This window comes from Borreliella spielmanii (assembly GCF_014201705.1).
GTDB lineage: Bacteria > Spirochaetota > Spirochaetia > Borreliales > Borreliaceae > Borreliella > Borreliella spielmanii.
In genome coordinates this window covers 399,487-425,809 of record NZ_JACHFA010000001.1, presented here as the reverse complement: position 1 = coordinate 425,809, position 26,323 = coordinate 399,487, and the positions used below count along the sequence as shown (strand labels likewise).

Below are 26,323 nucleotides of genomic sequence, written 5' to 3'. Positions count from 1 at the left end.
ATGAAGCGAAAATTAAGTTGGATTGTATTATTTTGTTTTTTATCTTGTAGATCTGAATCTAGATTGGCAGAAATTGTTTTAATAGAGTTTTTTGATTCTATTAAAAATTTGCAAAACAATCCTGAAATATTTTTTGATCATTTAAATATTCCAAGTGATGATGATCTAAGAGAAAAGATTCGTGGATTGAAATCTCAGTCAAAGGATGATTTTATTTTTTATCCTTTGTTTTTTAATAATCTAAGATATAAAATAATAGATAAAAAAAACATTTCTAAAGGTTTTGAATTTAAAGTTATTATTAAAAATATTAATTTTCAAAACGGGATAGAAAAATTTTTGGCTAAATTAAATGAAATTGAAATAAGATCTTCAAAGATTAAAAATTTAGAAAAAAAAGAGCGTAAAAAAATATTTAACAATGTAATAAATAAAGTTGTTGTAGATTTGACTAATTGTGATTACACCGAGATTATTTATTTTTTTAGAGTAGTAAAGAGTTCTTCTAGAGGATATAAAATAGAACTTTTGGGAGATGTTTTAGATATGCAAGTTAGAAACAAGCTTATTAATGATCTTTTTTTAGTTTTATCGCCTGGAATTTCAAATAGTTTTTATGTTTTAAAAAATATTGATAAATAATAATTTAGTTAAAATATTGTAATTTTAGCCATTAATTTAGAGGTTATATGAAATTTAATTGAATTTAAAATTTATTTGCCGTGATTATTTTTTTATTAAGTTTTCTTTCATTGCAAATTCTTTTATTCTTTTTGCAATTTCAATGTTTACCTTTATTTTTTTTGAAATTTCACTTTCACTTAAAGGTAATATGTCCTTATAAGTTCCAATTGATTTTAATATTTTTTGAGCTGTTTTTTCTCCAATTCCATGTATTTTTGTATACAATAGGGTTATTTTTTCTCTTCTTTTTTTATTAAATTCGTTAGCTTTTCTGTGCGCCTCATCTCTTACATTTTGTAGTATTCTAAGAGCAGGGTGTCCTTGAGGTAGATTTATTCCTTTTTTGTTGGTTGTTAAGAATATTGTTTCATGTTTTTTTGCCAACGAACAGACTTTTACGTTGTTTTCTATTTTTAAACCTTTTAATATAGAAAAAGCAGCATTTAATTGTCCTTTTCCTCCATCAATTAAAATTAAATTTGGTAATTCTAAATTTTTATTGATTATTTCTGAATATCTTCTTAAAATTACTTCTTTTATTGCCTTAAAGTCGTCAATTTCTCCTTTTGATAGTGAGTTTAGCTTGTAAAGCTTGTAGTGTTCTTTAAAGGGAATTCCCATTTTAAAAGTAACCATAGAAGCTACTGTTTCTTGACCTTTAAGATGGGCAATGTCAAATCCTTCAATTATTTTGGGAAGTTTATCCATTTCTAGACAAATTTTCAAGCTTTCAAGTGCTTTGTTGCTTTTATTTTCATATTCTCTTAAAGATAATTCAGCATTAGATATGGCCATTTCCATTATTTTTAAAATTTCTTCTGTTTCTTTGTAAATAATTTCTGTTTTTGTATTTTTAATCTCATTTATTAGTTTTTCAGCATTTTTAGTGTCGACATCTTTGAGAAAAATATGAATTTTGTCGGGTACTATCATATTAATAGATGTGTAGTATTGAATCAAAAATTGTAAAACCAATTCATTTTTTTTGCAGATACTCTCGTCAAAGTTTGCATCTCTTTCAACTAATTTCCCATTTCTATATTTTAATACTATTATTGTATTTACATGTTCTCCTGGATGAACATACACATAGTCTGTGTTTAAATTATTGGTTTTTGCAACGATTTGGATTTGAGTAATCTCTATTAAAGAACTTTTAATTTCTTTTAATTTAATGGCAGTTTCAAAATCTTCTTTTTGTATGGCAAGTTTTAATTTAACGTCAATTTGGCTTAATATTTCAGATATATTTCCGTTTAGTATGGATTTTGCCTTATCTAGTTCTTCTTGATATTCTTTCTCAAGGTTTTCCTTGTAGCACACTCCAAGGCACTGCCCCATATGATAATACATACAAGGAGCATTGGATTTTTTTTTACACTTTCTAATCTTAAATGTTTTGTTAATAAAGTCTAGTACTTGGTCTAATTTTTTTACATTAGTAAATGGTCCAAAATATTCGCTTTGATCATTAATTATTTTTCTAGTTTTGAAAATTCTTGGATATTTTTCATGAGTTATTCTTATCATGGGATAACCTTTCCCATCTTTTAATTTTACATTGTAATCAGGTTTGTGAGTTTTGATTAGATTGCATTCTAAAAGCAATGCTTCGTATTCACTGTTTGTTGTAATAACTTCTATTGATTTTACATTTTTCATTAATATTTTGATTTTTTGGCTTTTTTTTTCTAAAAAATAACTTTTTATTCTTGATCTTAGATTTTTTGCTTTTCCTATATAGAGTATTTTTTTATTTTCATTTAGCATTTTATAGCAACCGCTTGTAGTTGGTAATTTTATTACTTTTTCGAATAAACTTGTTAGGTTTTCTTTCATACTGTTAGGCAGTTTTTAGATTTTAGAAATCATCTTATGATATAATATTGTATCATAAGACAGTTTGTTTTATGTTTTGAAGTATTTAAAAAATATGAATAATAACAATTAAAAGGTCAAAAATGAGATTAATTTTAATGCTCTTGTTATTTTTTGCGTGTTTTTCTAGTCTTTTATCTCAAGAATTGAAGTTGATACTTGATTCAAAAAAAAATTTTAAATTTATTCAAGATTCTAAAAATATTACTTTTGAAAGGGATATGAGGGGTTTGCTTGGTATTTATTTGGGTAGATATAAAGCTGTTTTAGATTTGAATAATATTGATTTACGCTTAGAAATAGGAAGGGATAATAAATTAAAAGACACATCTTTAAACTATTTAGTTAGTGCAAAAAGTTTGAGAGTTTCAAATGAATTTCGTAATGTCTCTAACGGCTCTTTAATTTTTTATTCAAATCAAAATTCTATTAAGTTTAAGCCATTGACAAAAAAAGCATTCTTTTTCTCAGGCAATACCGTTTCTGATTTTACTATTAAGTTTTGGGTATATCGAACAACTTCTGTTACAGGAGAAATTATTTTTAGTTGGGATGGTTATAAAAATATTAATAATTTGTGGGTAGATCAGTCTATTAGATTGGAAAGTGATGAGGGAAATTTTGTTTGGGTTTTAAACAATGTATTTTTAAAAGATAATAAAAATCCTATCAAAATTAGAATGAAAAGCAATGATGATTTTATTCCAAAGAAATGGCATTTACATACTTTAAGATATAGACAAAGGGACGGCATACTTGAATATTTAATAGACTCTAAACCTCAAGCAATAGAATATGTAACGGATAACAAGAAGGAAGGATCAGGATATTTATTAAGTATTGGCAATTTTATTGATTTTACTCTAGGAACTTATTTTACTGGTGCTGTTGAGAATTTAGAAATACATAAAAGCTTTGAAGAAGTTAGCAATGCTTTTTTTTCAAAGAATATGGGATACATTATTACAGAGCCTATTAAGCTTTCTAAATATTATTCTCAAATATTGTCTTTTGATGTTGATTCTAATGTTCCTAAGGATACAGAGATTGTTTATTATTATAGATTAGATAATAAAGTGTTTTATGATACAGATAGCTATGGGAATATTAAGAAAAATTTAACTGGGGCTTGGATTCATTTTGATCCTAAAAAAGATTTTCCAGATTCGAAAATATCAAAATATATTCAAATAAAAGTTGAATTTTATCCTAGTGGAGATTCTGTAAGCAGTCCTTCTCTTTATAGTATGTCGATCACTTATGTTCCCGAAGCAGCTCCATTTCCTCCTGTGATAACAAAAGTTATTCCAGGTTCTAGGGAAGTTTTTATTGAGTGGATTCCTGTTGTTAATAGTAGTGTTGAAGGATATTATATTTATATTGGCGTTACCTCTGGTAATTATCATGGAAAAACCAGTGGCTCTTTAATTTCTCCTATTGATGTTGGAAATCAAACTTCTTTTAAGATTACAGGACTTGAAGATGGAAGGCTTTATTATATTAGTATTGCTGCTTACAATTTAGACAAAAGTGTTAATAAGACTTCTTTTTCAAAGGAAATTTCTGTAAGGCCTATGGAGATTTTTAAAAAATATGAATAACTTTAGTTTTGAGAAAGCTTTAAATTTTTATAAAAATGGTGATTTTAAAAGCTCTCTTGATAATTTAGATGTTTTTGATGAAAATTTTGATTCTCTTGCACTTAAAGCACTTATTTATTTTAAGAAAAAGGATTATAAGGCTCTTTTATATGTATTAAATACTTATCCTGTTATTTTAAGTGAACACAATTTTTTAGTTAAGCTTATGGATTATGGGAAAGTTGAAAAAAATAAAGATGATTTAGGTCCTTTTGAAAATTATAATTTAGGTGTTTTTTATTTCAATTTAAGAGAATATGAACTTGCGTTAAGCTGTTTTTTAAAAGCTAAAGAGCAAAAATCCGATTTTATACAAGCTTTAAACAATAGTGCTGTTTTATTTGAAATGATGGGGAACAAAGATAAGGCTTTAAAATTATTTTTCGAGGCTAGAGATTTGGATAAAAATAATTCTCTTGTTAAACTTAATATTTGGATTTTAAAAAATAGCGAATCTCTTGAAACAGCAAGCTTTTTAAAAGTAGGCAAAAATTTTTTTGATGCCAATCTTTCTATTGTTGTTAATTATTTAATGTATTATTTCTATTCTATTGGGGAAATAAGCAGAGCAATTAGGCTTTCTGAGAAATTTTTGACTGATTCTCATTATTCTAAGTATATTTGGCATAATAGGGCAACTATTTTTCATAAAATAGGTAGCATGACTCAAGCTACAATGTCTTATGTTAAAGCCATTTTGAATTTTTCAAATATTTATACAATTTATAATATGCACATTGCAACAATTGATCTTTTAAAGTTTTCTCCTAAAAAGGCTATTGAGAGAATGGTTAATGATTATTCTAATCTAGATTTGATATATTTGTATGCAACTTTATTTTTTCTTAGGAATCGTGATCTTGAGGATGCCTATTTTTACATGAAAAAACTTTGTGAGCTTAACCCAGAGTCTTATTCAAAATTTTTAAAATTACTTGAGTCTAGCGAGGATATGTTGATTGAAAATTTGCTTGAAGAATTTGCAATAGCTTTAAGAGTAAATTGGTATTTAGAGTATTTATTTTTTATTGATAATTCTTTAAATTTGAGAGATCCTATTTTTATTTTTGATCACAATATGAGGATAAATACATATATTTGGAGAATTAAAGATGAGTGTATTGAATTAAAATTGAGTAATAATGAAGAAAAAATGGTTCAAGAGCTCTTGCATGAAGAATGGATTTGTTCTGAAATTGACATTTCTATTGGAGATTTTCAAAATTTAATAGAAGCTTATAAAGAGTTTAGGATAAATTACTAATATTTATAATTTATTTAGTTGACAATAATAATGTCTCTATAAGATAATATGTATTAATGTTGTAGGAGAGATGCCAGAGTGGCCGAATGGGGCTTCCTGCTAAGAAGTTGTCCTTTTAAAAAGGGGACCATGGGTTCGAATCCCATTCTCTCCGTAATTATTTAAATCTTGACAGTGCGTACTTTATTTATTAAAATTTGTTTTAACTCTGGAGAGGTGGCAGAGTGGTTTAATGCTACGGTCTTGAAAACCGTTGTAGGTGTAAGCCTACCGTGAGTTCGAATCTCACCCTCTCCGTAATTGTTATTTTAGATTTTAATTATTAAGATTAAGAGCGTAGGGTTTTATTGGACTGATAACCATTTTCTGTGTTTTCGTGTATAGGAAATTGAAATTCAATTTTATCACATTCATTACAATCAATTAAGAATGAGTTATAAAAAATTATGATTTGGTTATTTTTAAAGTAATATTTATATTTTGGAAAGATTGTTGTGAATTTTTTTTCCAATTCGCTTGGATTTCGGTTATTTTTGATGTTAAGATCTATAATCTTACTTTTTACCTGTTCTTTTAATACATTTATTAGAGAGTCTAGCTGATCTTTTGATATTATTTCTGAAATTTCTATTTTTTTGTTTCCTTTTAGGTTTAAAGTGTAATATTTTAAGAGTGTGTTAGATTTATTTTCTTTTAAGGATTCTTTATATAAAATAGATGTAATGCCAATATTTTCATTTTTAAATATTGTAAAGCTGGAAAAATAAAAATATTCATTTTTTAAATTTTCGGTTTTTAATATTTTATTTTCGATGTCTTTTTCCCATTTTTTTATAAAATTTTCAAATTCAAAGTTTGCATTTTCCATAAAAGGAATTTTTGCATCTATATGGAGAATATTCTTGTTTTTTAGTATTTCTTTTTTTTTAATATTTTTAGTTTTAATTCTGAATTCAGAATAAACTTCATTTGAGACTGATTTAGAGCATGATAAAATAGATGATATTAAAAGAAAAATGATTATTTTAGTTTTCACAATGTCTCCATTTTCCATTGAGTATTTTTATTGTAATAAATAGTAATTTTTATTACAATAAAAATTACTTATTTGTGTCCATAGCTCAGTTGGATAGAGCGTTAGATTGCGATTCTTAAGGTCGGAGGTTCAAGTCCTCTTGGACACGGAAATTTTGTTAGTTTGGAGAGATGGCCGAGTGGCTTAAGGCGCACGCTTGGAAAGCGTGTATACGGTAAAATGTATCATGGGTTCGAATCCCATTCTCTCCGATTCCTAGGACCCGTACTATCAAGTGTTGCTAAACCCCGTCAGGACTGGAAGGTAGCAGCGGTAAGCGATTTTTTTGGTGAGTACGCAAGTCTTAGGTTTAATTTTGAGCTGAAATGTAATGCTTTACTTTATATTAAAATGTGGATTTATCTTTTTGAAACTTACACCCTTGTTATATTTTATCGGGAAGCTTTTTTGTTAGATATTTTTTATGCTTTGTAAAATTCTTTGGTACTTTTTTAAAGTAATAGTTTTGAGATATACATATATTGTATAGTATATATTTATAGCATTTTACTTATTAAGGTATTAGGAGGTAAAAAGTTAATGGCATCTTCAAGAGGTACTGCTCTTAAGAAACGTCCTAGAGATTTCAATGCTCTTGAAGGGCAAGATTTTGTTGTTGAGACTTTAAAGCATTCTATAGAGAAAAATAAAATAGCAAATGCTTATATCTTTTCAGGTCCAAGAGGCGTTGGAAAGACTTCATCGGCTAGAGCTTTTGCTAGATGCTTAAACTGTAAGAATGGACCGGCAGTTATGCCTTGTGGAGAGTGTAATAATTGTAAATCTATTGATAGTGACAGCAGTCTTGATGTTATTGAAATTGATGGTGCTTCAAATACTTCGGTTCAGGATATTAGACAAATTAAAGAAGAGATAATGTTTCCTCCTGCAATTTCCAAATATAGAATATATATTATTGATGAAGTTCATATGCTCTCTAATTCTGCTTTTAATGCTCTTTTAAAGACAATTGAAGAGCCACCAAGCTATATTGTTTTTATTTTTGCTACCACAGAGTCACATAAGCTTCCAGAAACAATAAAAAGCAGATGTCAGCATTTTAGTTTTAAACTTTTATCGTTAGAAAAGATTTATAATATGCTTAAGAAGGTTTGTTTTGAGGATCATATTAAATATGAAGATGAGGCTTTAAAATGGATTGCATATAAAAGTGGTGGTAGCGTAAGAGATGCTTATACTCTTTTTGATCAGGTAGTTTCTTTTACTAATTCTGACATTAAATTAGATCAAATAAGATCTAAGATGGGATTTACCAATGATGAATTTTTAGAGAAGTTAGCAGTTAGCATTCTTAGTGAAGATGTAAAGGAGTTGATTTGTGTTCTTGATTCTATTTTTTTAGCCGGAATCTCTTATGAGCAATTTTTGTTAGATTCAATTGAATTTTTTAGAGAGGTATTATTCCTAAAGATAGGCATTAAAAATTTTGAGTTTATTGGAATTAAATCTGAGGACTTGAGAAAGAAATTAGTTGATTTTGATTTGAACTATCTTGAGAGAATTATTGTTGTTTTGCTTGAAACTTACAGGGATTTGCAATTTTCGGCTAATCCAAGATATGAGCTTGAGATTAATTTTATTAAAATTTTAAGACTTAAAAACTATATTCCAAATCATGTTTTGATAAAACAAATTCAAAATCTTGAGGACAGTTTGTTAGAAAATATGGATTTAGATTCAAGCAATTTTGATGCTTTAGCAAATAAGAAGAGCAAAGATGATTTAGCTTTTATTTCAGCAAAACCCAATTTAGAATATGGATTTTCCGAAATCAAATCTTTAGGAAAAGAGGAGACTAGTTGTGATGAAAATTTGTCAACAAAAATCGATGGAAATCTTTTAGAGTCCAATAGTGTTGATGAGATTGATGAGATTTTTATTGAGGACGATGATAATTCAAGTAAAGCAAATGATTTTATTGATATAAGAGGTAAATTTATTTATATTGTTTCAAGATATATTCAAACTTTAGTTCATTCAGGAGAAGTTGTTATTGATGGCAATGTTCTTTATTATAAGGTGTTTAGTGAGTTTGAATATAATGAGCTTCAAAATTATAAAGGCGAGATAAGGTCTGAGTTTTATAAAGAATTTCCCAATTTAAGCATTGTGTTTCAGAAAAATTTCAAAAACCTTGAAAAGGATTTTGAAAAATTAGAAACTTTAAAAAATATTTTTGGAGCAAGTGAAGTTCTGGAGGAATAAAAATATGGCAGTAAATCCGTTAGATTTTTTGAAAAATATGTCTAGTGTTAAGAGTAATATTGACAATATTAAAAAGGAAATATCTAAAATTACGGTTTGTGGTAAAGCGGGTAGCAATATTGTTGCTATTGAGATGGATGGCGAATTTAATGTTAAAAAAGTTTCAATTAATAAGGAATTTTTTGATGATTTAGACAATGATGCTTTTGAACAAATGGTCAAATCTGCTTTAAATGATGCTGTTTCTAAGGTTAAGGAAGAGATAAAATTAAAAACTATGGGGGTTCTTCCTTTTGGAATGTAGGTGTTAATTTTGTAAAAATTATATTTTGATTTTTCAATATAATGTTAAGCTTTTTACAACTTATAATATTCCATATAAATTTAATTAATCAGATATAATTTTGCTATTAAGCAAGTATTTTTATTTATTTAATTTTTTAAATAATGTCCTAAATTTAGGAGGGTTTTATGTCAATGTTATTGCAAAAAACTTTGTGTATTATTAAGCCAGATGGGGTTAGAAGGGGTTTAATTGGTGATGTAGTTGCTAGATTTGAAAGGGTAGGTTTAAAAATGGTGGCTGCTAAAATGCTTATTGTTGATGAGAGTCTAGCAAAAAAACATTATTTGTACGATGATATTGTCTTTAGGCATAGTGAGGTGGTTTGGAAGTCTTTAATTGAATTTATTTCAAATTCTCCTGTTTTTGCATTTGTTGTTGAAGGAGTTGAAAGCATTGAGGTTGTTAGAAAGCTTTGTGGTGCTACTGAACCAAAATTAGCCATTCCTGGAACAATACGAGGAGACTTCTCTTATCACAGTTTTAAATATTCGGATGAAAAAGGTTTTTCAATTTATAATGTGATTCATGCATCTGCAAATGAGGTAGATGCAATTCGAGAAATATCAATTTGGTTTAAAGATAATGAAATTTTAAACTACAAAAGAGATGATGAGCGTGAGCATTATTATTGTTAATTTTTGCAATTTATTTCTTTAAAGGGATAAATTTTAAATTACTAATTTAATACTACCCCAAAATAGGAACACTTTTTGTATTTTTGTTTTAATTTCTTATATTTTAAGTAGTCCTTTTATACAAAAGACTGTTCTTTAGGTGGGTATATTTATCTTACTCTTATATTTTACATTGTAAGTGGTTATGTAAATAAGTTTTGTTTGATAAAGTTTTAATGTTATGTTGTTATGTTTAATAGATTGTCAATTGAAATAGAAAATTTCTAGTTTTGTGAAAAATATTTATGAGAATACCTATGCTATATTTTTTATTTTTGTTTTTTGCTTGCACTTTCGATTATGATGAATATTCTAATAGGTCTGATGTGGCAAAAAAGTTTCCCTCAATACAAATATTAGGAATTAAGTATTATGATGTTGTATATAATAAAGAGCAAATTGTTTTAGAGGCTTTAAGTTTTAGTTATTTTAATGATTATAAAATTTATAAGGCAGAGAATGGGAGGTTTTTATATTATTCGCTAGATAATGAAATTTCGGGGAAGTTTAATAATTTGGAAGGTTCTTATATTACAAAGGATTTGGATATGAGAGATTCTGTAGAATTTAAAATAGAGGATAAAAATAATTATTATTTGCTTAATTCAAATAGGCTTTTATGGAAGAATAAAGACAAGAAGTTGCAATCTCCCCCAAATGAGCTAGTATTAATTAGATTTAATGATAGCAAAATAAAAGGAAAAGGATTTTCTTATTTTTTAAAGAGCAATGTTTTTTATTTTGATTCTGGGGTTGAAGGAATCATGAATTGAGGGATTTAATTTTAATATGGATTTTTATTATTTTTATTAGCAATATTCAAGCAGCACAAAAAGAATCTAGGCCTAAATCTGAGAGGGTTAAAGAAAATGAAGAGAAAAATATTAATTTTACCTTTAAGTCAGATTTTGCGCAAGGAATAGTGTCTTCTTTTTATAAAAAAATTGTTTTAAAAGGAAATTCAGAGGTTATCTCTTCAGATTTTAAGCTTAGGGCAGATGAAATTGAAATTTATGGAGAAAATGGCTCTTATCTTGAAGCTCGAGGTAATGTTTTTTATGAAGATTATAAGAATAAAATGCATGTTAAGGCTCAGTTTTTATTTTTTAATAGAAAATTGGATAACTTTTATCTTCAAAAAGGGGTTGAGCTTGAAGATTTAGAAAACAATATGCTTATTAAAGCAGAAAGAGTTGAGGGCAGTAATAAATCTAATGTTTATATTATGCAATATTCTGTTAAAATATATAAGGATGATACTTTTGCAAGAGCTGAGAATGGAACTTATAATAAAGAAGAAAAAGAAATGGTTCTTGAGGGGGTCCCAGTAATTTACCAGAAAGACAATTATTATTCTGCTTCAAGAATAATTTTTAATACAAAAACTAATAGGTATAAACTTGAGGGAAGTGTTGAAGGAGAGTTTACTCAAGTTGAAAATGATGCTTCTGAAGAAAAAAAATAAAATAAAAGAGATTAAGGAAAGTCTTAATCTTAATTCTGTTAATAATGTTGTTTTAAAAGCAGACAACATTATTAAAAAATATGGTGAAAAGTTTGCTGTTAATGGTATTACAATCAATATTCATAAAGGTGAAGTTGTGGGGCTTCTTGGCCCAAATGGAGCCGGTAAAACAACAACGTTTTATACCATTGTAGGTTTCATTAAGCCTAATTCGGGTAAAGTTTTAATAAATGATTATAACATTTCATCTCTTAATATGTATGAGCGTGCACGGATAGGAATTGTGTATCTTCCCCAAGATGCTTCAATTTTCAGAGAACTTACAGTTGAAGAGAATATTATGGTTGCTTTAGAGAGAAGAGAGGATCTATCCAAGGCTGAGCGCAAGATAGAGCTTGTAAATTTACTTAAAGAATTTGAGATAAAAAGAATACAAAGTCAAAAAGCTTATACTCTTTCTGGTGGAGAGAGGAGGCGAGCAGAGATAGCAAGAGCTTTAGCTGTAAATCCCTATTTTTTACTCTTGGATGAACCTTTTGCCGGTATTGATCCTATTGCAATTGGAGATATAAAGAATATAATAAAAATTTTAAAAGAAAGAAACATTGGAGTTCTTATTACTGATCATAATGTAAGAGATGCTTTTGATATAATAGATAGAGCTTATATTGTTTATCAAGGGCAAGTACTTGATGAAGGTGATGTTGATTATATAGTAAAGAGTGAAAAAGCCAAAAAGCTTTATTTGGGAGAAGAATTTAGATTATGAAAACAATAGATCATGAATTTTATTATGAATTTAGAATAGCTGATGATGTTAAAATGATTTATACTAAAAAACCTTTTAACCTAAGTTTAAGAGAGCTTAGTAATGATAATTTAAACTTTGTTCCCAAGTCAAAAAAAATAAAATATTTAAAGCAATTACATACAGATATTATTTATAAAGTTGAAGATGATTTTATAAATTTTCAAGAAGGAGATGGTCTTATATCTAGCTCTTTAAATGTGGCTCTTGTTACTTACTTTGCAGATTGTCTTCCAATTTACTTTTATGATTCAGTGAAAAAATTTATAGGACTTATTCACAGTGGATATAAGGGAAGCTTTAGCTTGATTATTTTAAAAATGTTGTTTTTTTTTGAAAAAATGGGTTCCTCTTTTAAGGATTTAAAAATTGTTTTTGGACCTTATAACAGATCTTGTTGCTATGAAGTTTCTGAAATTTTCTTGAAAGAAGTAAGTGATAAATTTAGCAAAAGCTTATTAAATGCGTCTTTTTCTATTAGAGATGGTAAAATATACTTTGACAATGCTAGTTTTAATTTTAATTTGCTTTCTAATTTTAATTTAAATATTTATGATTCAAAACTTTGTACGTATTGTTCTAAAAATCTTTATTCTTATAGAAGATTAAGAGAAGGTCAAAGTTATGCTTTAATTTGGAGAATCTAACTTGAACGTAAGAGATTTGTCTTTTAAACTCAATTCAATTTTTGATATAAAGAAGTATGAGCATGTTGATAAAAATTTAAATGGGCTTCAAGTAGGGAATCTCAATGCTAAGGCTAACAAAGTTGCTTTTGCAGTTGATGCTAGCTATTCAACTTTAAAAGAAGCAAAAGGAAATGATTTTCTAATTACCCATCACGGTATTTTTTGGTCAAAAAAAGAGCGCATTGTTTCTAACATGTATGATAAAGTAAAATTTTTGATTGAAAATAATTTAGCTCTTTATTCAGTACATTTACCTATGGACGCTCATTCTGTTTATTCACATAGCAAGGTGTTCTCGGATTTTTTAGGATTAACAAATCCTTTTGCTTTTGCAAATTATGGAGGATTTAATCTAGGGATTATTGCTGATTCTGCTTTTAGTTTTTCTGAAATTTTGGAAAAAATTAAAGAAAAAAATAAACATATTCTTTTTTCGAAGAAGTTTAAAGAATCAGTGAGTAAGGTCGCAATTGTTAGTGGTTCTGGATACTCTTTTTTTGAAGAGGCTTTACATTATGGTATAGATTTGTTTATAACCGGAGATACTTCTCATCAAATATATTCTTTAGCAGAAGAATGTGGGGTGAGCTTGATTTTTGGGGGCCATTATTTTACTGAAACTTTTGGTTTAATTAAATTAATGGAAGATTTCAAAATTCAAGAAGATTTAGAGGTTAAATTTATTTGTAAAGATACTAATTTATAAGGATTTTTGTATGAGCGTTAAAAGTAAACAATATTTTAATATTTTTGTATTTATTATTAGTTTAATTTTTTTTGATCAACTTTCTAAGTATTTGGTTGTGAAGTATGTCAGATTGGGTTCAGTATATTTTTCCTTTTTTGATAATTTTTTTAGGATAATACATGTAAGAAACACAGGCATTTTGTTTTCTATGGGCTCTAATATTCATTATAGTTTGAAAAAAATTTTTTTTCTTGTAATGCCTATTTTCATTTTGATATTTGTTTTTTATCTTTCTTTGAAAGAAAAAAATCGTATTGCCAGGATTTCACTTTTATTAATTTTTTCAGGGGGAGTGGGTAATGTTATTGATAGATTATTTAGACCTTCTGGAGTTGTAGATTTTTTAGATTTCAAATTTTATGGAATTTTTGGACTTGATAGATGGCCTACTTTTAATTTTGCAGATAGCTATGTTGTTATAGGGATGATTTTATTTTTGGTTTATGATTTTTTTATAAAAAGAAAAGCGTTTAATAAATGAAGATCTTGAGTTTTATTTTATACGTGTCAATAAATTTATTTTTAATGTTTTTAGTTTTCTTTTTAGAGTTTCTTTTAGTTGTTAAATTTAGTATTATTGTAAAGCCTTATTTGCAATTTATATTGATTTTCATGATGATTGTTTTTGCTGTTTTAGTGGGGTATTTTGTATCAATTCTTATTGTAAGAAGTTTGTTTATTAAGTTATTTAAACTAGATCAGTAAAAAGAGAGGCTTTGTGTCTTTAAGGGTTTTAATTGCCGGTGAGGTTGTAGGTAAAGCTGGGATTGTTGCGATAAAAGCTTTTTTATCATCTTTTAAGGTTAGAAAAAAGGTTGACTTTGTAATATCTGGTAATAATTTTACTACAGGTTTAAGAGGGCTTGGCAAAAAACATGCCTTTTTATTGAAAAAGTATGGAGTTGATGTGTTAACTTTAGGTGAAAATGCTTTTGCAAGGCCTGATTTGTCTGGTGATCTTGATAAGTATAATTTTATTTTAAAACCTTTAAATTGTCCCGCAAAATTAAGAGGATATTCCTATTTTATTTACAATATTAATGGCAAAAAATTGGCTGTAATGAGAATTGTAGGTCAAACAGGAATAACTAAGTATCAATTTAATCATCCTTTCTATAGTTTTGATCCTGTTTATAAAAGAATCAAAATGCAAACAAACAATATTATTGTTCTTTTTGATTCAAATACTACAGCTGAAGTGAATGCTTTGTTTTTTTATCTAAAATCAAGAGTTAGTGCTTGTCTTGGAATAGGAAAAAGGATTTTAACAGCAGATTTAAGAATTTTAGATAATACCGCTATTATAACTGATTTAGGCAGAGTTGGTAGTTTGGATAGCGTTATTGGATATGCTCCTAATTTAGAGATAGATAAATTTTTGAAAGGATTTTTAAATCAGAAATTTGATGAATCTTGGGAAGGCCTTGGCTTTAACGGTGTTTTAATTGATATTGATGAGAACGGTCATTCTTTTTCTGTAGAGGCTATTAGAGAGTATATAGATTATAAATCAAGTTTAAAAGATATAGATATTGTTTGATATTTAATTTTTTCAGGTATTTTTTAAATTTAATTAATCTTATCTGTGTGATTTAATTTTATTAGTTTTCTTATGTATAGTAGTATAGGAGGTTGGGCCATGCATAGTTATATTGTAGAAGGTGGTTTTAAGATAGGTGGTCAAATTACAGCTAGCGGTAATAAGAATTCCGCTTTACCTTGTATTTTAGCCGCTTTACTTACTGATGAAGATGTTATTTTAGAAAATATTCCTAATATTAATGATGTGAAAGTTGTTTTAGATATTTTAAGTGATATCGGAGCAGATATTGTAAGCGAGGGAAATACTTTGAAAATAAAAGTTTTAAATATTGTAAAAACAGAAATAGATTCCTCTCTTACGGATTTAATTAGGGCTTCCATACTTTTATTAGGCCCTTTTGTTTCTAGATTTGGAGAAATAGATATGGCGCTTCCGGGAGGAGATTTGATTGGGAAGAGACGGCTTGATACCCATTTTTACGGTCTTTGTAAGTTGGGAGCTAAGTTGAGTAAAAAAGATAATAGAATTGTTTTAAAGGCTAATAAGCTTGTTGGAGCTGAAATGTTTTTAGATGAAGCTTCTGTTACAGCTACAGAGAATATCATTATGGCTTCGGTTCTTGCTGAAGGAAATACCGTTATTATGAATGCTGCTTGTGAGCCACATGTTCAAGATTTATGCAATATGTTAAATTCAATGGGTGCTAATATTTCGGGGATTGGTTCAAATGTTTTAGAAATAAAAGGTGTAAAAAAATTAAGTGGAACCGTATTTAGAATAGGAGCCGATTTTATGCAAGTTGGCTCTTTAATTAGTCTTGCGGCATTAACAGGGGGTGAGCTGGAAATTAAAAAAGCAGATCCCCAACATTTCAGATTAATTAGGCATATATATTCAAAACTTGGTATTAATTTTGAATATGATAGGGAAAATGTATATGTAAAAGATAAACAAGAATTAAAAGTTAAATTAGATTTTGGTGAGCAAATTCCAAAAATTGATGATGGTCCGTGGCCAGCCTTTCCAACAGATCTTATGAGTATTATTATAGTTACTGCAACTCAAGTAGAAGGCACAGTTCTTGTTTTTGAGAAGATGTTTGAATCCAGGATGTTTTTTGTAGACAAGTTAATAAAAATGGGAGCTCGAATTGTACTTTGTGATCCACATCGTGTAGTAGTTACGGGCAAATCTCCTCTTAAAGGTAATGTTTTATCTTCTCCGGATGTACGAGCAGGAATGGCTCTTCTTATTGCTGCTTTTGTTGCTAAGGGTCGCAGCGAGATTCAAAATGTTTATCAAATTGAACGAGGATACGAAGATGTGGCTGGTAAATTAATTAATTTAGGTGCAAAAATTAAGAGAGTTAAAAGCCAATAGCTTTTAGGTCTTATTATATGCGATTTATGAAAAATCTTTTCAAGAGAATAAAGATAATAATGAAGAGGTTGAATTATGAATGAAGTTATATTAAATTAATTTTTATTGTTGTAATTTTTTATTTAATATTATTGAATTTTGTTCTATTTTATAGTTTAAAGATCTTAATATAAAAATAATATTAAAAGATCAAGAAAAATTTGAAAGGCATTTCTGATTTTGAATTTTTGCCTTTATAATATTATTTATTATTTTAAATAAGTGCTTATTGCTTTGCTTTAATTCGTGAGAATGCTTTTTTATTATTAATTAATAAATCTGAATTTAGATTTTTTATAGAAAAATATTTTAGATAAGGATGAAATTTTATGTCTACAAATAAGAGCAAAACTAGGGAATTAATATTAAATGGTAATTTATATAAGGTTCTTTTTTTAATAAGTTTTCCTATTGTTATAACCAATATTATTCAAGCTTTTTATGACCTTACTGATATGTTTTATGTTGGTAAACTTGGAGCTATGCCTTTGTCAGCGCTTTCACTTGCTGGTCCTATAAATTTTTTTATTATGGCTATTGCTATGGGTATGGCTACAGGAAGCATTTCTTTGATTTCAAAATGTATAGGAGAGGGGAATTTTTCTCGTTTTTCAAGGTATGCAGGGCAACTTATTGTTTTGAATTTTACTTTATCCTTATTTGTTGTTATTTGTGCTCTTTTTTTTATTGAGAATCTTTTAGATTTTTTGGGCGTAAAAGGCGAGCTTAAAGAGCTTTCAAAGGTTTATTTTTATGTGACAATTTTTGGAATTCCTATTATGTTTTTAAGTGTTTCAATTACATATATTTTAAATGCTCAAGGAGAAACCATCCTTTCAATGTTAATAGTTTTATTTGCTAATATTGTTAATTTTATTCTTGATCCAATTTTAATATTTAGTTTTAATATGGGCATTGTTGGGGCTGCTTGGGCTACTTTATTTTCAAAATTGTTAACCGTTGCTTTTTATTTATTTTTAACTTACAAATTAAATCGTGGATTAAAAATTTATCCAAAGGATTTAGCGCTAGACATAAAATCTATTAAAGAAATTGTTAATTTGGGGTTACCTTCAACTTTTGGGCAAATAATGGTTTCATTGTCTTTTTTTATTTTCAATTATATTGTTATTAAGATTAGTCCAAAATTTTTGGCGGCGTATGGACTTACAAATACTATTATTTCTTTTTTATTTCTTCCTGCTATGGGAATTGGTACTGGAGTTATTTCAATTGTTGGCCAAAATCTTGGTGCCAAGAAAATCAATAGGGTGGGAGAAGTTTTAACAAAAGGATTTTTTATGTCTTTAGGAATTTTATTAATAATAAATTCGATTGTTATTATTAATAAACAGCTTATATTAAGGTTATTTACAAATGATTTGGAAGTTTTGAATTATGCTAATAATTATTTGTTGTTAACAACTATTGGTACTTTTGGATATGGACTGCAGCAAGTATTTTTTGGAGGACTTATTGGATCTGGTAGGACAAAAATTGCAATGATTATTATTTTTATTAGATTGTGGCTTATTCGTCTTCCAGTAGTGTTTATTTTTCAGTATTTTGGCATAATTGAAAATTCTTTAGGTTATGCTTTTATAATTTCAAATTATTTAGCAATTATAATTTTAGTTGTTTTTACTTGTACTCGTTATTGGACCAAACCCAGTTTAATTAAAAAATACAAATAGTAATTAAGATTTATATTTGTATTTTATTAAAGGAACTAGTTTACTTGTTCTAAGTAAATTTAATGTTTTTGGTCTTTAAAATAGATTTTAGATTTTTTGTTAATTTATTTTTTTGTGCAATAGCTTATTTGCAATAAGGCTCATTGTTTTTCAAAAATATATAATATGTTTTTTCTTTTAGCGTTGATTTTAGTTTTTAAATAAAAAGTTTTTGTCTCAAGCCCATTAAGGTTTTCTCTAATTAATTCACCCGTTTTACTGCCTTCCTTGAAAATTGCTAATGAATTTGCATTTATATTTTCTCCGCTTTTGTTTTTAAGAGTAATTATTAGATTGTTTTTACTATCGGATTTATAGTTTACTATCTCTACTTTTTTGCTAGTTTTTATAGTGCTAATAAGATAGGTAATTTCTTGAGCATTTTCTTTTGATTTTATTGTGCTTGTTTTCATGCAAGACATAAAAACAATTGAAATGCTAGAAATTGTAAGTATTGGTAGTAATTTAAGCTTAATTTTTTTAGTTTTCATTATTTTTTATTATATTTTTTTATCGGGGTAATGTTAACTTTTTTTGATAACATAAAGATGTTTGATTAATTTTAAATAGTGATTAGATTTAAAATTATTTATTATTGTTTTAAATTTCATGATTTTAAATGTATTAGTTGAGCATTTTTTATTTTAATTAATTGTTTTTAAAGTTTTATTCTCTAGTATTTTGTGCTTTTCTTTAATTAATATAAAATTTGTGTTTATTTTTAATACCATTGTATGTGATTAGTTGAATTTAAAAGTTTAAGCATATTGACTATATTTTATAAAATGTGTAGACTTTTAAAGTTATTAAAATTTTTTAGAAAAACACGCAGTGCGGGTCAATTTCTAAGAATTGATTTTTTGATTATTTGTAGCTATTTTCTTATTTTGAGAAGAATAAATTTGTTAAAATTTTTTAAAGAGATTGAATGTAAGTAGCTATTTAGAATGTGAAATTTAGGAGGTTAATCATGGCAAAAGAAGTTTTTCAAAGAACAAAGCCGCATATGAATGTTGGAACAATAGGTCATGTTGATCATGGCAAAACAACATTAACAGCGGCTATTAGTATTTATTGTTCAAAATTAAATAAAGATGCAAAAGCATTAAAGTATGAAGATATTGATAATGCGCCTGAAGAGAAAGCAAGGGGAATAACAATTAATGCTAGGCATATTGAGTACGAAACAGCTAATAGACATTATGCTCATGTTGATTGTCCAGGTCATGCTGATTATATAAAAAATATGATTACAGGAGCGGCTCAAATGGATGCAGCGATACTTTTAGTTGCTGCTGATAGTGGTGCTGAGCCCCAAACAAAAGAGCATTTGCTTCTTGCTCAAAGAATGGGAATAAAGAAAATAATAGTTTTTTTAAATAAATTAGACTTGGCAGATCCTGAGCTTGTTGAGCTTGTTGAGGTTGAAGTTTTAGAACTTGTTGAAAAATATGGTTTTTCAGCTAATACCCCAATAATCAAGGGCTCGGCTTTTGGGGCTATGTCAAATCCAGAAGATCCTGAATCTGCAAAATGTGTTAAAGAGCTTCTCGAATCCATGGATAATTATTTTGATCTTCCAGAAAGAGATATTGACAAACCATTTTTGCTTGCTGTTGAAGATGTATTTTCTATTTCAGGAAGAGGTACTGTTGCTACTGGACGTATTGAAAGAGGCGTTATTAAGGTTGGCCAAGAAGTTGAAATAGTTGGCATTAAAGAAACCAGAAAAACCACTGTTACTGGTGTTGAAATGTTCCAGAAAATTCTTGAGCAAGGCCAAGCAGGGGATAATGTTGGTCTTCTTCTAAGAGGTGTTGATAAGAAAGATATTGAAAGAGGACAAGTTTTGTCAGCGCCAGGTACAATTACTCCGCACAAGAAGTTTAAAGCTTCAATTTATTGTTTGACTAAAGAAGAAGGTGGTAGGCATAAGCCATTTTTCCCAGGGTATAGACCACAATTCTTTTTTAGAACAACCGATGTTACTGGTGTTGTTGCTTTAGAAGGCAAAGAAATGGTTATGCCTGGTGACAATGTTGATATTGTTGTTGAGCTGATCTCTTCGATAGCTATGGATAAAAATGTGGAATTTGCTGTTCGAGAAGGTGGGAGAACTGTTGCTTCAGGAAGAATTCTTGAGATATTGGAATAGTTTAAGACTTTGGGGAGATATATTTAATATCTCTCTAAAGTTTAGGAGAATAAATTGATTGCTAAAGATAAGATACGCGTAAGATTATTTAGTTTTGATGTTAAAATATTAGATCAGAGTGCCGAATCTATTGTTAAAGCTGTTCAGAAGGCTAAAGCTCAAATTAAGGGCCCAATTCCTTTGCCTACAAAAATAAAAAAATATACTGTTTTGCGTTCTCCTCATGTCAATAAAAAGTCAAGAGAGCAATTTGAAATGAGAACTCATAAAAGGCTTATTGATATTTTAGAACCCACTTCTGCTTTAATGGACTCTTTAATGAAGTTAGAGCTTCCAGCAGGTGTTGAGGTAGATATTAAACAGTAAATAATATTTTTAAGTATATGAATTTGAGGTGTTTTAATGTTGGGATTGATTGGAAAAAAAGTTGGCATGACTCAGATATTTCAGAAAAATGGCATTGTGGTTCCTGTTACTATTATAGAGTTTCAGCCCAATTATATTATAGGGAAGAAAACAGTTGATAGAGATGGTTATAGCGCTCTTATAGCAGGTTCTGTGGATCTTAAGGGTTCTAAAGTTTCAAAGCCTATAAAAGGTCAATATAAAAGTTTAAAAGATATTGAGCCTAAAAAATATGTGATAGAGCTTAAGGGGCTTGATGGATATGATGCTGGGGATGAGATTAAAGTTGATGTTTTTAAATCAGTTAGGTATGTAGATGTTACAGGCACTACTAAAGGCAAGGGTTTTCAAGGGGCTATGAAAAGGCATAATTTTAGTGGTGGACCAGCGTCTCATGGATCAAAATTTCATAGGCATCTTGGTGGCACAGGACAAGCTACCACTCCCGCAAGAACATTTAAAGGGACCAAAATGGCTGGTAGAATGGGTGGAAATCAACAAACTATTCAAAATCTTGAAGTTGTTTTAATTGATGAAGAAAAGAGAGCTATTCTAGTAAAAGGGGCTGTGCCTGGTGCTAAGGGTTCTTTTGTTGTTGTTAAGAAATCTAAAAAGTAGGTATTTAGTATGGAAAGAAAAGTTTTTTCTAAAGATGGGAAAGAGATTGGAACTGTAAATTTAGATGATAGAGTTTTTAATATAGAAGTCAGTCATGGGTCTATTTATAATGCTATAAAAAGTGAATTGTCTAATCTTAGGGTTGGAACATCTTCAACTAAAACTAGATCAGAGGTCAGGGGTAGTTCTAAAAAGCCTTGGAAGCAAAAAGGAACCGGCAGGGCTAGAGTGGGTACAAAGCGAAATCCAGTTTGGGTTGGTGGAGGTATAGCATTAGGGCCAAAACCTAGAGATTATAGTTATAGATTGCCTAAAAAGGTAAAAAGGCTTGCATTTAAGTCTGTATTAAGTTTGCGTGCTGCTGATGAAAGTAGTTTTAAGGTTGTTGAGAACTTTAATATTGAATCGGGAAAAACAAAAGATCTTGCTTTAATAATAAAAAATTTTGTAAGTTTTAATGGCAAAGTGGTTGTTCTTTTGGGCAATGATGATCAGATGATTAAGAGGGCTGGTAAGAATATAAGAGATTTAAAGATTTTGTCTTTTGATAAACTTAGAGTTGTTGATTTGTTTTATGCTAAGAATTTAATAGCCCTAGAATCTGCTGTCAACAAGCTTAATGAGTTTTACGTTAAATAAAAAAGATGTTGAGGATAAGTATGAAAGCTTATGATATAATAGTTTCACCTATGCTTACTGAAAAAACCAATACTCAAAGAGAAAGTATTAATGTTTATGTTTTTAAGGTTCATAAGAGAGCAAATAAAAAAGAGGTTGGTGCAGCAATAAAAGAACTTTTCAATGTTACTCCAGTATCGTGTAATTTGCTTAATATTAAAAGTAAAGCCAAGGTTGTGGTGTCTCGAAGAGGATATCCTATAGGTAAAGGGAAAACTTCTTCATGGAAGAAGGCATATGTTTATCTCAAAAAGGAAGATAAAATAGATATTTTTTAGTGGTTTTGGAGAAAAAGAAATATGGGTATTAAGACTTATAAGCCAAAAACTTCTTCTTTGCGCTATAAGACGACTTTATCTTTTGATGATTTGAGTAAAGGTAATGATCCTTTGAAATCTTTAACAAAAGGTAAAAAATTTAAGTCGGGTAGAGATTCTTCTGGTAGGATTAGTGTTAGAAGAAGAGGTGGTGGGCATAAGAGAAAGTATAGGGTAATTGATTTTAATCGAAGAGATAAATTTAGCATTCCCGCTCGAGTTGCTTCTATTGAATATGATCCTAATAGAAGCGCTAATATAGCTTTGCTTGTTTATAAAGATGGAGAAAAAAGGTATATTATTTCTCCTAAAGGCATTAAGGTTGGGGATGTTTTGGAAAGTGGTCCGAATTCACCAATTAAAATTGGTAATGCTTTGCCCCTTGAAAATATTCCTATTGGAAGAACTGTTCATAATATAGAGCTTAATGTAGGAAAGGGTGGACAGCTTGTAAGAAGTGCTGGGGGGTATGCTATGATACTTGCTTCTGACGGGAATTATGTCACTGTAAAATTATCGTCTGGTGAAGTGAGGTTAATTTTCAAAAAATGCATTGCAACAATTGGTGAAATTGGGAATGAAGATTATGTCAATGTTTCTATAGGAAAAGCCGGTAAAAGTAGGTGGCTTGGTAGAAGACCTAAGGTTAGAGGTGTTGCCATGAATCCTGTTGACCATCCGCATGGTGGTGGTGAAGGAAAAACTTCTGGAGGTCGTCATCCTGTGTCTCCTTGGGGACAGCCTACTAAAGGCTATAAGACTCGTAAGAAGAAAAGATATTCAGATAAGTTTATTATTAAAAGAAGAAATAAGTAGGAGAGTGTAGTGGCAAGATCTATTAAAAAAGGACCTTTTATAGAAAAGAGTCTTTATCAAAAAGTTTTATCGTCTTTTGGAAGTGAGAAGAGGGTTGTTATTAAAACTTACTCCAGATCTTCAACAATAATTCCTGAAATGGTAAGTCTTACTATATCTGTTTACAATGGGAAGACTTTTATACCGATTTATATTACTGAGGATCTTGTGGGGCATAAGCTTGGGGAGTTTTCACCTACAAGGATTTTTAGAGGGCATGCTAAGTCAGATAAAAAGGGAAGGAAGTAGAGTAGTTATGTTAGTAAATAGAAGATATACAGCAAAGGGCAAAAATTTACCCTCTTCTCCAAAAAAAGTTAGGCCAGTAGCTGACAATATACGGGGGAAGTCTTATGTTAAGGCTATTGCAGTGCTTTGTTCTATGCCTAATAAAGGAGCTAAGCTTTTAGAAAAAGTTGTTAAATCGGCAGCATCAAATGCTATGTATCACAATAAAAATCTTTCCGAGGATATGATATTTGTTAAAGTAGTTATGGTTGATGATGGGCGTCGTCGTAAAAAGATTTGGCCTAGGGCTAGAGGTAGAGCTGATAGGCTTGTTAATAGAAATTGCCATATTTTTGTTGAAGTTGATGAAAAAAAAGATATTAAAGGATAAAGCATGGGCCAAAAAGTACATCCATATAGCTTAAGAGTAAAAATTAATAAGGATTGGAAATCAAAATGGTATTTTGATAAAAAATTGTATTCTACAATTCTTCATGAAGACTTTTTAATAAGGCTTGAAATTATGAAGTTTCTTAAGGGGATTAAATTTGATATTTCTAATATAGAAATAATTAGAAATAATCCTCAAAAAGTAACAGTAGTAATTGTTACTCCAAGGCCTGGTTCTGTGATAGGGCTTAAAGGCGCTAATCTTGAAAAGATTGGTCAACTGTTAACTAAAAAAATTTTTAAAAAGATTAGCATTAAGATTAAAGAGGTTAAAAGGCCAGAGCTTGATGCTCAAATTATTGCTAATGGAATTGCAAAGCAAGTAGAAAATAGAGTGTCTTATAGGAAAGTTTTAAAATCAGCTCTTTCTACTTCTATGTTAAAAGGTGCTCAAGGACTAAAAATTAAGATTGCTGGGAGACTTGGTGGTGCTGAGATTGCAAGAAGCTTTGAAGTTAAGGAAGGTCGAGTTCCGTTGCATACTCTTAGAGCCAATATAGATTATGGGTTTTCTGAAGCTCAAACTACTTATGGAATTATTGGAGTTAAAGTTTGGTTATTTAAAGGTGAGGTTTTGGGTAGACAAACCAATTCTGATGCTGGTCAGGTAATAAATAAAAAGTCTTTTAGGGAAAGAGGCGATGCTGTTAAAAATTTTGATAAAATTTTAAATAGCAAAGAGAAAGCTAATGAAAAGCAGTCCAGGGTTTCAAAAAATAAGAAAGATGGATTGTCTAAAGACGAAGCAGGTTTTTTAAATAAACCCAGTTTGTCTTTTCCCAAAGAAAGAGTTGATTCTAATGAGCAGAATATTGGAGGATAATTAGATGTTAAGTCCAAAAAAGGTTAAATATAGAAAAAAGCAGAGGGGAAGATTATCTGGAGAGGCTCAGAAGGGCAATAAAATTTCTTTTGGGGAGTATGGACTTGTTTCTTTGGAAACAAATTTTATTACTGCTCGCCAAATTGAGGCTGCTCGTATTGCAATGACTCGTAAAATAAAAAGAGGCGGAAGAGTTTGGATAAGAATATTTCCTGATATCCCTTATACTAAAAAACCAGCTGAAACTAGAATGGGTAAGGGTAAAGGGGGTGTTGATCATTGGAATGCCCCTGTTAAACTTGGCACTGTTATGTTTGAAATGGCTGGAGTTGTGGAAGAGCTTGCTCAAGAGGCTATGTCGCTTGCGAGTTCTAAGCTTCCAGTAAAAACCATGTTTGTTGTAAGGCGAGATTTGAGGTAATTATGTTAAAAAATTTTAAGAATTTTACTCTTGAGGATATGAAAGCTAAAAGGCTAGAATTAAAGAAAGAATATTTAGATTTAAGATTTAAATCCGTTGTTGGTCATGTTGAAAATCCTTTGAAAAAAAGAGAGATTAGACGTGATATTGCAAGGCTTAACACAATGATTTGTGAATATAAATTAGGCATTAGAAAGGTTTAAATATGGCAAGAGAAAATAAAAAAGAATTAATTGGTAAAGTTGTTAGTGACAAGATGTCTAAGACCATAGTAGTAGAGATTGTTCAAAGAAAGATGCATCCAATCTATCATAAATATTTAAAGGTTAGCAAGAAAGTTAAAGCACATGATGAAAAAGAAGTTTCAAAGGTTGGCGATAAGGTAAAAATTATTGAAGTTAGACCTATTAGTAAAGATAAAAGATGGTCTCTTGTTGAGGTTTTAGAAAAATTAAAATAGTTTTGATTTTTCTAAAGGAGGTTTATTATGATTCAGATGCAAACCTATTTAACAATTGCTGATAATACTGGTGGCAAGGTGGCTCAATGTATTAAAGTACTTGGTGGTAGTAAAAGGCGTTATGCCAAAATTGGGGATATAATAACTATTGTAGTAAAACAAGCGATTCCTAATTCTTCTGTTAAAAAAGGAGATGTTTGTAAAGCTGTAATTGTTAGGACCTCTAAAGAGGTAAGACGTAAGAACGGGACTTATGTTAGGTTTGATGATAATGCTTGTGTTATACTTGATGCTAATTTGAGCCCTAGGGGTAAAAGGGTGTTTGGGCCTGTTGCAAGAGAACTTAGGGATGCTAATTTTATGAAAGTAGTATCATTGGCTTCAGAGGTGATATAGCAAAAGGGGGTTTTGTGAAGACAAAGTTGAAGATAGGTGATAGTGTAAAAATTATTTCTGGAAAAGATAAGGGAAGAATAGGTAAAATTGCTAGTATAAACAGAAAAAAAAATAAAGTTATTGTTGAATCTTGTAATATGGTTAAAAAAGTTATTAAGGCTAGGACACCCCAAGAAAAAGGTAAAATAATAGATAAGGAGGCTGCTATAGATATTTCAAATGTGATGATATTTATCAAAGGAACTTCTTCAAGATTAGGTATTAGATTTGAAAATAATGAAAAAATAAGATATCTTAAAAAAAATGGACAGAGGATATAGAGTTT

Annotated in this window: 33 protein-coding genes, 4 tRNA genes and 1 other RNA gene; 35 read left to right on the top strand and 3 right to left on the bottom strand. The window is 29.0% G+C overall.

Going from position 1 to position 26,323, the window contains the following annotated elements; genetic code table 11:
- Entirely contained in the window at nt 1-642 is a 642-nt protein-coding gene (locus HNR35_RS01985) for a hypothetical protein (RefSeq protein WP_183223548.1), read from the top strand.
- 84 nt (nt 643-726) lie between these two features.
- On the opposite strand, the gene uvrC is transcribed toward HNR35_RS01985, so the two are convergent.
- Entirely contained in the window at nt 727-2,523 is a 1,797-nt protein-coding gene (uvrC, locus tag HNR35_RS01980) for an excinuclease ABC subunit UvrC (RefSeq protein ID WP_183223546.1), read from the bottom strand.
- A 122-nt stretch (nt 2,524-2,645) separates the two neighbouring features.
- Here uvrC and HNR35_RS01975 point away from each other — a divergent pair, with 122 nt between their 5' ends.
- The 4 genes from HNR35_RS01975 to HNR35_RS01960 all read left to right on the top strand — a co-directional run bounded on the left by HNR35_RS01975 (nt 2,646) and on the right by HNR35_RS01960 (nt 5,763).
- On the top strand, nt 2,646-4,163 hold the full coding sequence (locus HNR35_RS01975) for a fibronectin type III domain-containing protein (protein ID WP_183223544.1): 1,518 nt from the start codon (nt 2,646-2,648) through the stop codon (nt 4,161-4,163).
- On the top strand, nt 4,156-5,466 hold the full coding sequence (locus HNR35_RS01970; protein WP_183223543.1) for a tetratricopeptide repeat protein: 1,311 nt from the start codon (nt 4,156-4,158) through the stop codon (nt 5,464-5,466). The genes HNR35_RS01975 and HNR35_RS01970 overlap by 8 nt, the downstream gene beginning before the upstream one ends.
- A 64-nt stretch (nt 5,467-5,530) precedes the next feature.
- A tRNA-Ser gene (locus tag HNR35_RS01965) sits at nt 5,531-5,620 on the top strand.
- Between the two features lie 56 nt (nt 5,621-5,676).
- Nucleotides 5,677-5,763 (top strand) — tRNA-Ser (locus HNR35_RS01960).
- A 31-nt stretch (nt 5,764-5,794) separates the two neighbouring features.
- On the opposite strand, the gene HNR35_RS01955 is transcribed toward HNR35_RS01960, so the two are convergent.
- Nucleotides 5,795-6,502: a hypothetical protein gene (locus HNR35_RS01955; protein ID WP_183223542.1), complete on the bottom strand. Its 708-nt coding sequence runs from the start codon at nt 6,500-6,502 to the stop codon at nt 5,795-5,797.
- A gap of 74 nt (nt 6,503-6,576) precedes the next feature.
- Between HNR35_RS01955 and HNR35_RS01950 the strand changes: the two genes are divergently transcribed.
- The 16 genes from HNR35_RS01950 (at nt 6,577) to HNR35_RS01880 (ending at nt 18,153) form a co-directional block, all read left to right on the top strand.
- A tRNA-Arg gene (locus HNR35_RS01950) sits at nt 6,577-6,650 on the top strand.
- 16 nt (nt 6,651-6,666) lie between these two features.
- Nucleotides 6,667-6,753: transfer RNA gene (locus HNR35_RS01945), tRNA-Ser, on the top strand.
- Nucleotides 6,754-6,756: 3 nt separating this feature from the next.
- Nucleotides 6,757-6,853: signal recognition particle sRNA small type (ffs, locus tag HNR35_RS01940), an RNA gene on the top strand.
- Between the two features lie 228 nt (nt 6,854-7,081).
- Nucleotides 7,082-8,767, top strand: coding sequence for a DNA polymerase III subunit gamma/tau (gene dnaX, locus HNR35_RS01935; protein ID WP_183223539.1), 1,686 nt, complete (start codon nt 7,082-7,084; stop codon nt 8,765-8,767).
- A gap of 4 nt (nt 8,768-8,771) precedes the next feature.
- The gene (gene efbC / locus HNR35_RS01930; RefSeq protein ID WP_006433922.1) at nt 8,772-9,071 is read left to right on the top strand and encodes a nucleoid-associated protein EbfC; all 300 of its coding nucleotides are present in this window, start codon (nt 8,772-8,774) and stop codon (nt 9,069-9,071) included.
- Between the two features lie 167 nt (nt 9,072-9,238).
- The gene (locus HNR35_RS01925) at nt 9,239-9,748 is read left to right on the top strand and encodes a nucleoside-diphosphate kinase (RefSeq protein WP_006433999.1); all 510 of its coding nucleotides are present in this window, start codon (nt 9,239-9,241) and stop codon (nt 9,746-9,748) included.
- A 284-nt stretch (nt 9,749-10,032) separates the two neighbouring features.
- Nucleotides 10,033-10,560: a hypothetical protein gene (locus HNR35_RS01920; protein ID WP_183223538.1), complete on the top strand. Its 528-nt coding sequence runs from the start codon at nt 10,033-10,035 to the stop codon at nt 10,558-10,560.
- Nucleotides 10,557-11,252: an LptA/OstA family protein gene (locus tag HNR35_RS01915; RefSeq protein WP_183223536.1), complete on the top strand. Its 696-nt coding sequence runs from the start codon at nt 10,557-10,559 to the stop codon at nt 11,250-11,252. Before HNR35_RS01920 ends, HNR35_RS01915 begins: the two co-directional genes overlap by 4 nt.
- Nucleotides 11,230-12,021: an LPS export ABC transporter ATP-binding protein gene (gene lptB, locus HNR35_RS01910; RefSeq protein WP_006434001.1), complete on the top strand. Its 792-nt coding sequence runs from the start codon at nt 11,230-11,232 to the stop codon at nt 12,019-12,021. Before HNR35_RS01915 ends, lptB begins: the two co-directional genes overlap by 23 nt.
- Complete coding sequence (gene pgeF, locus HNR35_RS01905) at nt 12,018-12,707, top strand: peptidoglycan editing factor PgeF (protein ID WP_183223535.1); 690 nt, start codon at nt 12,018-12,020, stop codon at nt 12,705-12,707. Before lptB ends, pgeF begins: the two co-directional genes overlap by 4 nt.
- Before the next feature lies 1 nt (nt 12,708).
- On the top strand, nt 12,709-13,455 hold the full coding sequence (locus tag HNR35_RS01900) for a Nif3-like dinuclear metal center hexameric protein (RefSeq protein ID WP_006433928.1): 747 nt from the start codon (nt 12,709-12,711) through the stop codon (nt 13,453-13,455).
- A gap of 10 nt (nt 13,456-13,465) precedes the next feature.
- A complete protein-coding gene (lspA, locus tag HNR35_RS01895; RefSeq protein WP_183223534.1) occupies nt 13,466-13,978 on the top strand; it encodes a signal peptidase II in 513 nt (170 codons plus the stop codon).
- Between the two features lie 44 nt (nt 13,979-14,022).
- Nucleotides 14,023-14,202 carry a hypothetical protein gene (locus tag HNR35_RS05940; protein ID WP_336509690.1) on the top strand — a complete coding sequence of 60 codons (180 nt, stop codon included), beginning with the start codon at nt 14,023-14,025 and terminating at the stop codon, nt 14,200-14,202.
- 13 nt (nt 14,203-14,215) lie between these two features.
- Complete coding sequence (locus HNR35_RS01890) at nt 14,216-15,037, top strand: YmdB family metallophosphoesterase (RefSeq protein WP_183223533.1); 822 nt, start codon at nt 14,216-14,218, stop codon at nt 15,035-15,037.
- Nucleotides 15,038-15,136: 99 nt separating this feature from the next.
- The gene (gene murA, locus HNR35_RS01885) at nt 15,137-16,420 is read left to right on the top strand and encodes a UDP-N-acetylglucosamine 1-carboxyvinyltransferase (protein WP_183223532.1); all 1,284 of its coding nucleotides are present in this window, start codon (nt 15,137-15,139) and stop codon (nt 16,418-16,420) included.
- Between the two features lie 368 nt (nt 16,421-16,788).
- Nucleotides 16,789-18,153 carry an MATE family efflux transporter gene (locus HNR35_RS01880; protein WP_183223531.1) on the top strand — a complete coding sequence of 455 codons (1,365 nt, stop codon included), beginning with the start codon at nt 16,789-16,791 and terminating at the stop codon, nt 18,151-18,153.
- A 140-nt stretch (nt 18,154-18,293) separates the two neighbouring features.
- On the opposite strand, the gene HNR35_RS01875 is transcribed toward HNR35_RS01880, so the two are convergent.
- Complete coding sequence (locus HNR35_RS01875) at nt 18,294-18,683, bottom strand: hypothetical protein (RefSeq protein WP_183223530.1); 390 nt, start codon at nt 18,681-18,683, stop codon at nt 18,294-18,296.
- 479 nt (nt 18,684-19,162) lie between these two features.
- On the opposite strand from HNR35_RS01875, the gene tuf reads away from it, so the two are divergent.
- The 14 genes from tuf to rplX are packed head-to-tail and all read left to right on the top strand — an operon-like array spanning nt 19,163 to nt 26,318.
- Complete coding sequence (gene tuf, locus HNR35_RS01870) at nt 19,163-20,347, top strand: elongation factor Tu (RefSeq protein ID WP_006433994.1); 1,185 nt, start codon at nt 19,163-19,165, stop codon at nt 20,345-20,347.
- A gap of 54 nt (nt 20,348-20,401) precedes the next feature.
- Nucleotides 20,402-20,713: a 30S ribosomal protein S10 gene (gene rpsJ / locus HNR35_RS01865; RefSeq protein ID WP_002557068.1), complete on the top strand. Its 312-nt coding sequence runs from the start codon at nt 20,402-20,404 to the stop codon at nt 20,711-20,713.
- Between the two features lie 36 nt (nt 20,714-20,749).
- Nucleotides 20,750-21,370, top strand: a complete 621-nt coding sequence (gene rplC / locus HNR35_RS01860) for a 50S ribosomal protein L3 (protein ID WP_006433991.1) — start codon at nt 20,750-20,752, stop codon at nt 21,368-21,370.
- Nucleotides 21,371-21,379: 9 nt separating this feature from the next.
- Entirely contained in the window at nt 21,380-22,009 is a 630-nt protein-coding gene (gene rplD / locus HNR35_RS01855; RefSeq protein ID WP_183223529.1) for a 50S ribosomal protein L4, read from the top strand.
- Nucleotides 22,010-22,029: 20 nt separating this feature from the next.
- Nucleotides 22,030-22,326 carry a 50S ribosomal protein L23 gene (rplW, locus tag HNR35_RS01850; protein WP_006434016.1) on the top strand — a complete coding sequence of 99 codons (297 nt, stop codon included), beginning with the start codon at nt 22,030-22,032 and terminating at the stop codon, nt 22,324-22,326.
- A 21-nt stretch (nt 22,327-22,347) separates the two neighbouring features.
- Nucleotides 22,348-23,181 carry a 50S ribosomal protein L2 gene (gene rplB, locus HNR35_RS01845; RefSeq protein WP_183223528.1) on the top strand — a complete coding sequence of 278 codons (834 nt, stop codon included), beginning with the start codon at nt 22,348-22,350 and terminating at the stop codon, nt 23,179-23,181.
- A gap of 9 nt (nt 23,182-23,190) precedes the next feature.
- Nucleotides 23,191-23,469, top strand: coding sequence for a 30S ribosomal protein S19 (rpsS, locus tag HNR35_RS01840; RefSeq protein ID WP_002557073.1), 279 nt, complete (start codon nt 23,191-23,193; stop codon nt 23,467-23,469).
- A 7-nt stretch (nt 23,470-23,476) separates the two neighbouring features.
- On the top strand, nt 23,477-23,839 hold the full coding sequence (rplV, locus tag HNR35_RS01835; RefSeq protein ID WP_183223527.1) for a 50S ribosomal protein L22: 363 nt from the start codon (nt 23,477-23,479) through the stop codon (nt 23,837-23,839).
- Between the two features lie 3 nt (nt 23,840-23,842).
- Nucleotides 23,843-24,721, top strand: a complete 879-nt coding sequence (gene rpsC, locus HNR35_RS01830) for a 30S ribosomal protein S3 (RefSeq protein WP_183223526.1) — start codon at nt 23,843-23,845, stop codon at nt 24,719-24,721.
- A gap of 4 nt (nt 24,722-24,725) precedes the next feature.
- Complete coding sequence (gene rplP, locus HNR35_RS01825) at nt 24,726-25,142, top strand: 50S ribosomal protein L16 (protein WP_004789534.1); 417 nt, start codon at nt 24,726-24,728, stop codon at nt 25,140-25,142.
- 2 nt (nt 25,143-25,144) lie between these two features.
- The gene (rpmC, locus tag HNR35_RS01820) at nt 25,145-25,345 is read left to right on the top strand and encodes a 50S ribosomal protein L29 (protein WP_004789447.1); all 201 of its coding nucleotides are present in this window, start codon (nt 25,145-25,147) and stop codon (nt 25,343-25,345) included.
- Nucleotides 25,346-25,347: 2 nt separating this feature from the next.
- Nucleotides 25,348-25,602 carry a 30S ribosomal protein S17 gene (rpsQ, locus tag HNR35_RS01815; RefSeq protein WP_002557078.1) on the top strand — a complete coding sequence of 85 codons (255 nt, stop codon included), beginning with the start codon at nt 25,348-25,350 and terminating at the stop codon, nt 25,600-25,602.
- 27 nt (nt 25,603-25,629) lie between these two features.
- Nucleotides 25,630-25,998 (top strand): 50S ribosomal protein L14, encoded by a 369-nt coding sequence (gene rplN / locus HNR35_RS01810; RefSeq protein WP_004789515.1) that lies wholly within the window; start codon nt 25,630-25,632, stop codon nt 25,996-25,998.
- A 14-nt stretch (nt 25,999-26,012) separates the two neighbouring features.
- Nucleotides 26,013-26,318, top strand: coding sequence for a 50S ribosomal protein L24 (rplX, locus tag HNR35_RS01805; protein ID WP_006433948.1), 306 nt, complete (start codon nt 26,013-26,015; stop codon nt 26,316-26,318).
- The last annotated feature ends 5 nt before the right edge of the window (nt 26,319-26,323 follow it).

Coding starts and splice junctions, on each gene's coding strand:
- lptB (WP_006434001.1), top strand. CDS start 11,230: ATGCTTCTGAAGAAAAAAAATAAAATAAAAGAGATTAAGGAAAGTCTT.
- HNR35_RS01975 (WP_183223544.1), top strand. CDS start 2,646: ATGAGATTAATTTTAATGCTCTTGTTATTTTTTGCGTGTTTTTCTAGT.
- HNR35_RS01970 (WP_183223543.1), top strand. CDS start 4,156: ATGAATAACTTTAGTTTTGAGAAAGCTTTAAATTTTTATAAAAATGGT.
- rplP (WP_004789534.1), top strand. CDS start 24,726: ATGTTAAGTCCAAAAAAGGTTAAATATAGAAAAAAGCAGAGGGGAAGA.
- rpmC (WP_004789447.1), top strand. CDS start 25,145: ATGTTAAAAAATTTTAAGAATTTTACTCTTGAGGATATGAAAGCTAAA.
- dnaX (WP_183223539.1), top strand. CDS start 7,082: ATGGCATCTTCAAGAGGTACTGCTCTTAAGAAACGTCCTAGAGATTTC.
- rplN (WP_004789515.1), top strand. CDS start 25,630: ATGATTCAGATGCAAACCTATTTAACAATTGCTGATAATACTGGTGGC.
- tuf (WP_006433994.1), top strand. CDS start 19,163: ATGGCAAAAGAAGTTTTTCAAAGAACAAAGCCGCATATGAATGTTGGA.
- efbC (WP_006433922.1), top strand. CDS start 8,772: ATGGCAGTAAATCCGTTAGATTTTTTGAAAAATATGTCTAGTGTTAAG.
- pgeF (WP_183223535.1), top strand. CDS start 12,018: ATGAAAACAATAGATCATGAATTTTATTATGAATTTAGAATAGCTGAT.
- rpsQ (WP_002557078.1), top strand. CDS start 25,348: ATGGCAAGAGAAAATAAAAAAGAATTAATTGGTAAAGTTGTTAGTGAC.
- HNR35_RS01925 (WP_006433999.1), top strand. CDS start 9,239: ATGTCAATGTTATTGCAAAAAACTTTGTGTATTATTAAGCCAGATGGG.
- HNR35_RS05940 (WP_336509690.1), top strand. CDS start 14,023: ATGTTTTTAGTTTTCTTTTTAGAGTTTCTTTTAGTTGTTAAATTTAGT.
- rpsC (WP_183223526.1), top strand. CDS start 23,843: ATGGGCCAAAAAGTACATCCATATAGCTTAAGAGTAAAAATTAATAAG.
- rplB (WP_183223528.1), top strand. CDS start 22,348: ATGGGTATTAAGACTTATAAGCCAAAAACTTCTTCTTTGCGCTATAAG.
- HNR35_RS01985 (WP_183223548.1), top strand. CDS start 1: ATGAAGCGAAAATTAAGTTGGATTGTATTATTTTGTTTTTTATCTTGT.
- lspA (WP_183223534.1), top strand. CDS start 13,466: ATGAGCGTTAAAAGTAAACAATATTTTAATATTTTTGTATTTATTATT.
- rplW (WP_006434016.1), top strand. CDS start 22,030: ATGAAAGCTTATGATATAATAGTTTCACCTATGCTTACTGAAAAAACC.
- murA (WP_183223532.1), top strand. CDS start 15,137: ATGCATAGTTATATTGTAGAAGGTGGTTTTAAGATAGGTGGTCAAATT.
- rplV (WP_183223527.1), top strand. CDS start 23,477: ATGTTAGTAAATAGAAGATATACAGCAAAGGGCAAAAATTTACCCTCT.
- rplC (WP_006433991.1), top strand. CDS start 20,750: ATGTTGGGATTGATTGGAAAAAAAGTTGGCATGACTCAGATATTTCAG.
- HNR35_RS01920 (WP_183223538.1), top strand. CDS start 10,033: ATGAGAATACCTATGCTATATTTTTTATTTTTGTTTTTTGCTTGCACT.
- HNR35_RS01880 (WP_183223531.1), top strand. CDS start 16,789: ATGTCTACAAATAAGAGCAAAACTAGGGAATTAATATTAAATGGTAAT.
- uvrC (WP_183223546.1), bottom strand. CDS start 2,523: ATGAAAGAAAACCTAACAAGTTTATTCGAAAAAGTAATAAAATTACCA.
- HNR35_RS01875 (WP_183223530.1), bottom strand. CDS start 18,683: ATGAAAACTAAAAAAATTAAGCTTAAATTACTACCAATACTTACAATT.
- rplD (WP_183223529.1), top strand. CDS start 21,380: ATGGAAAGAAAAGTTTTTTCTAAAGATGGGAAAGAGATTGGAACTGTA.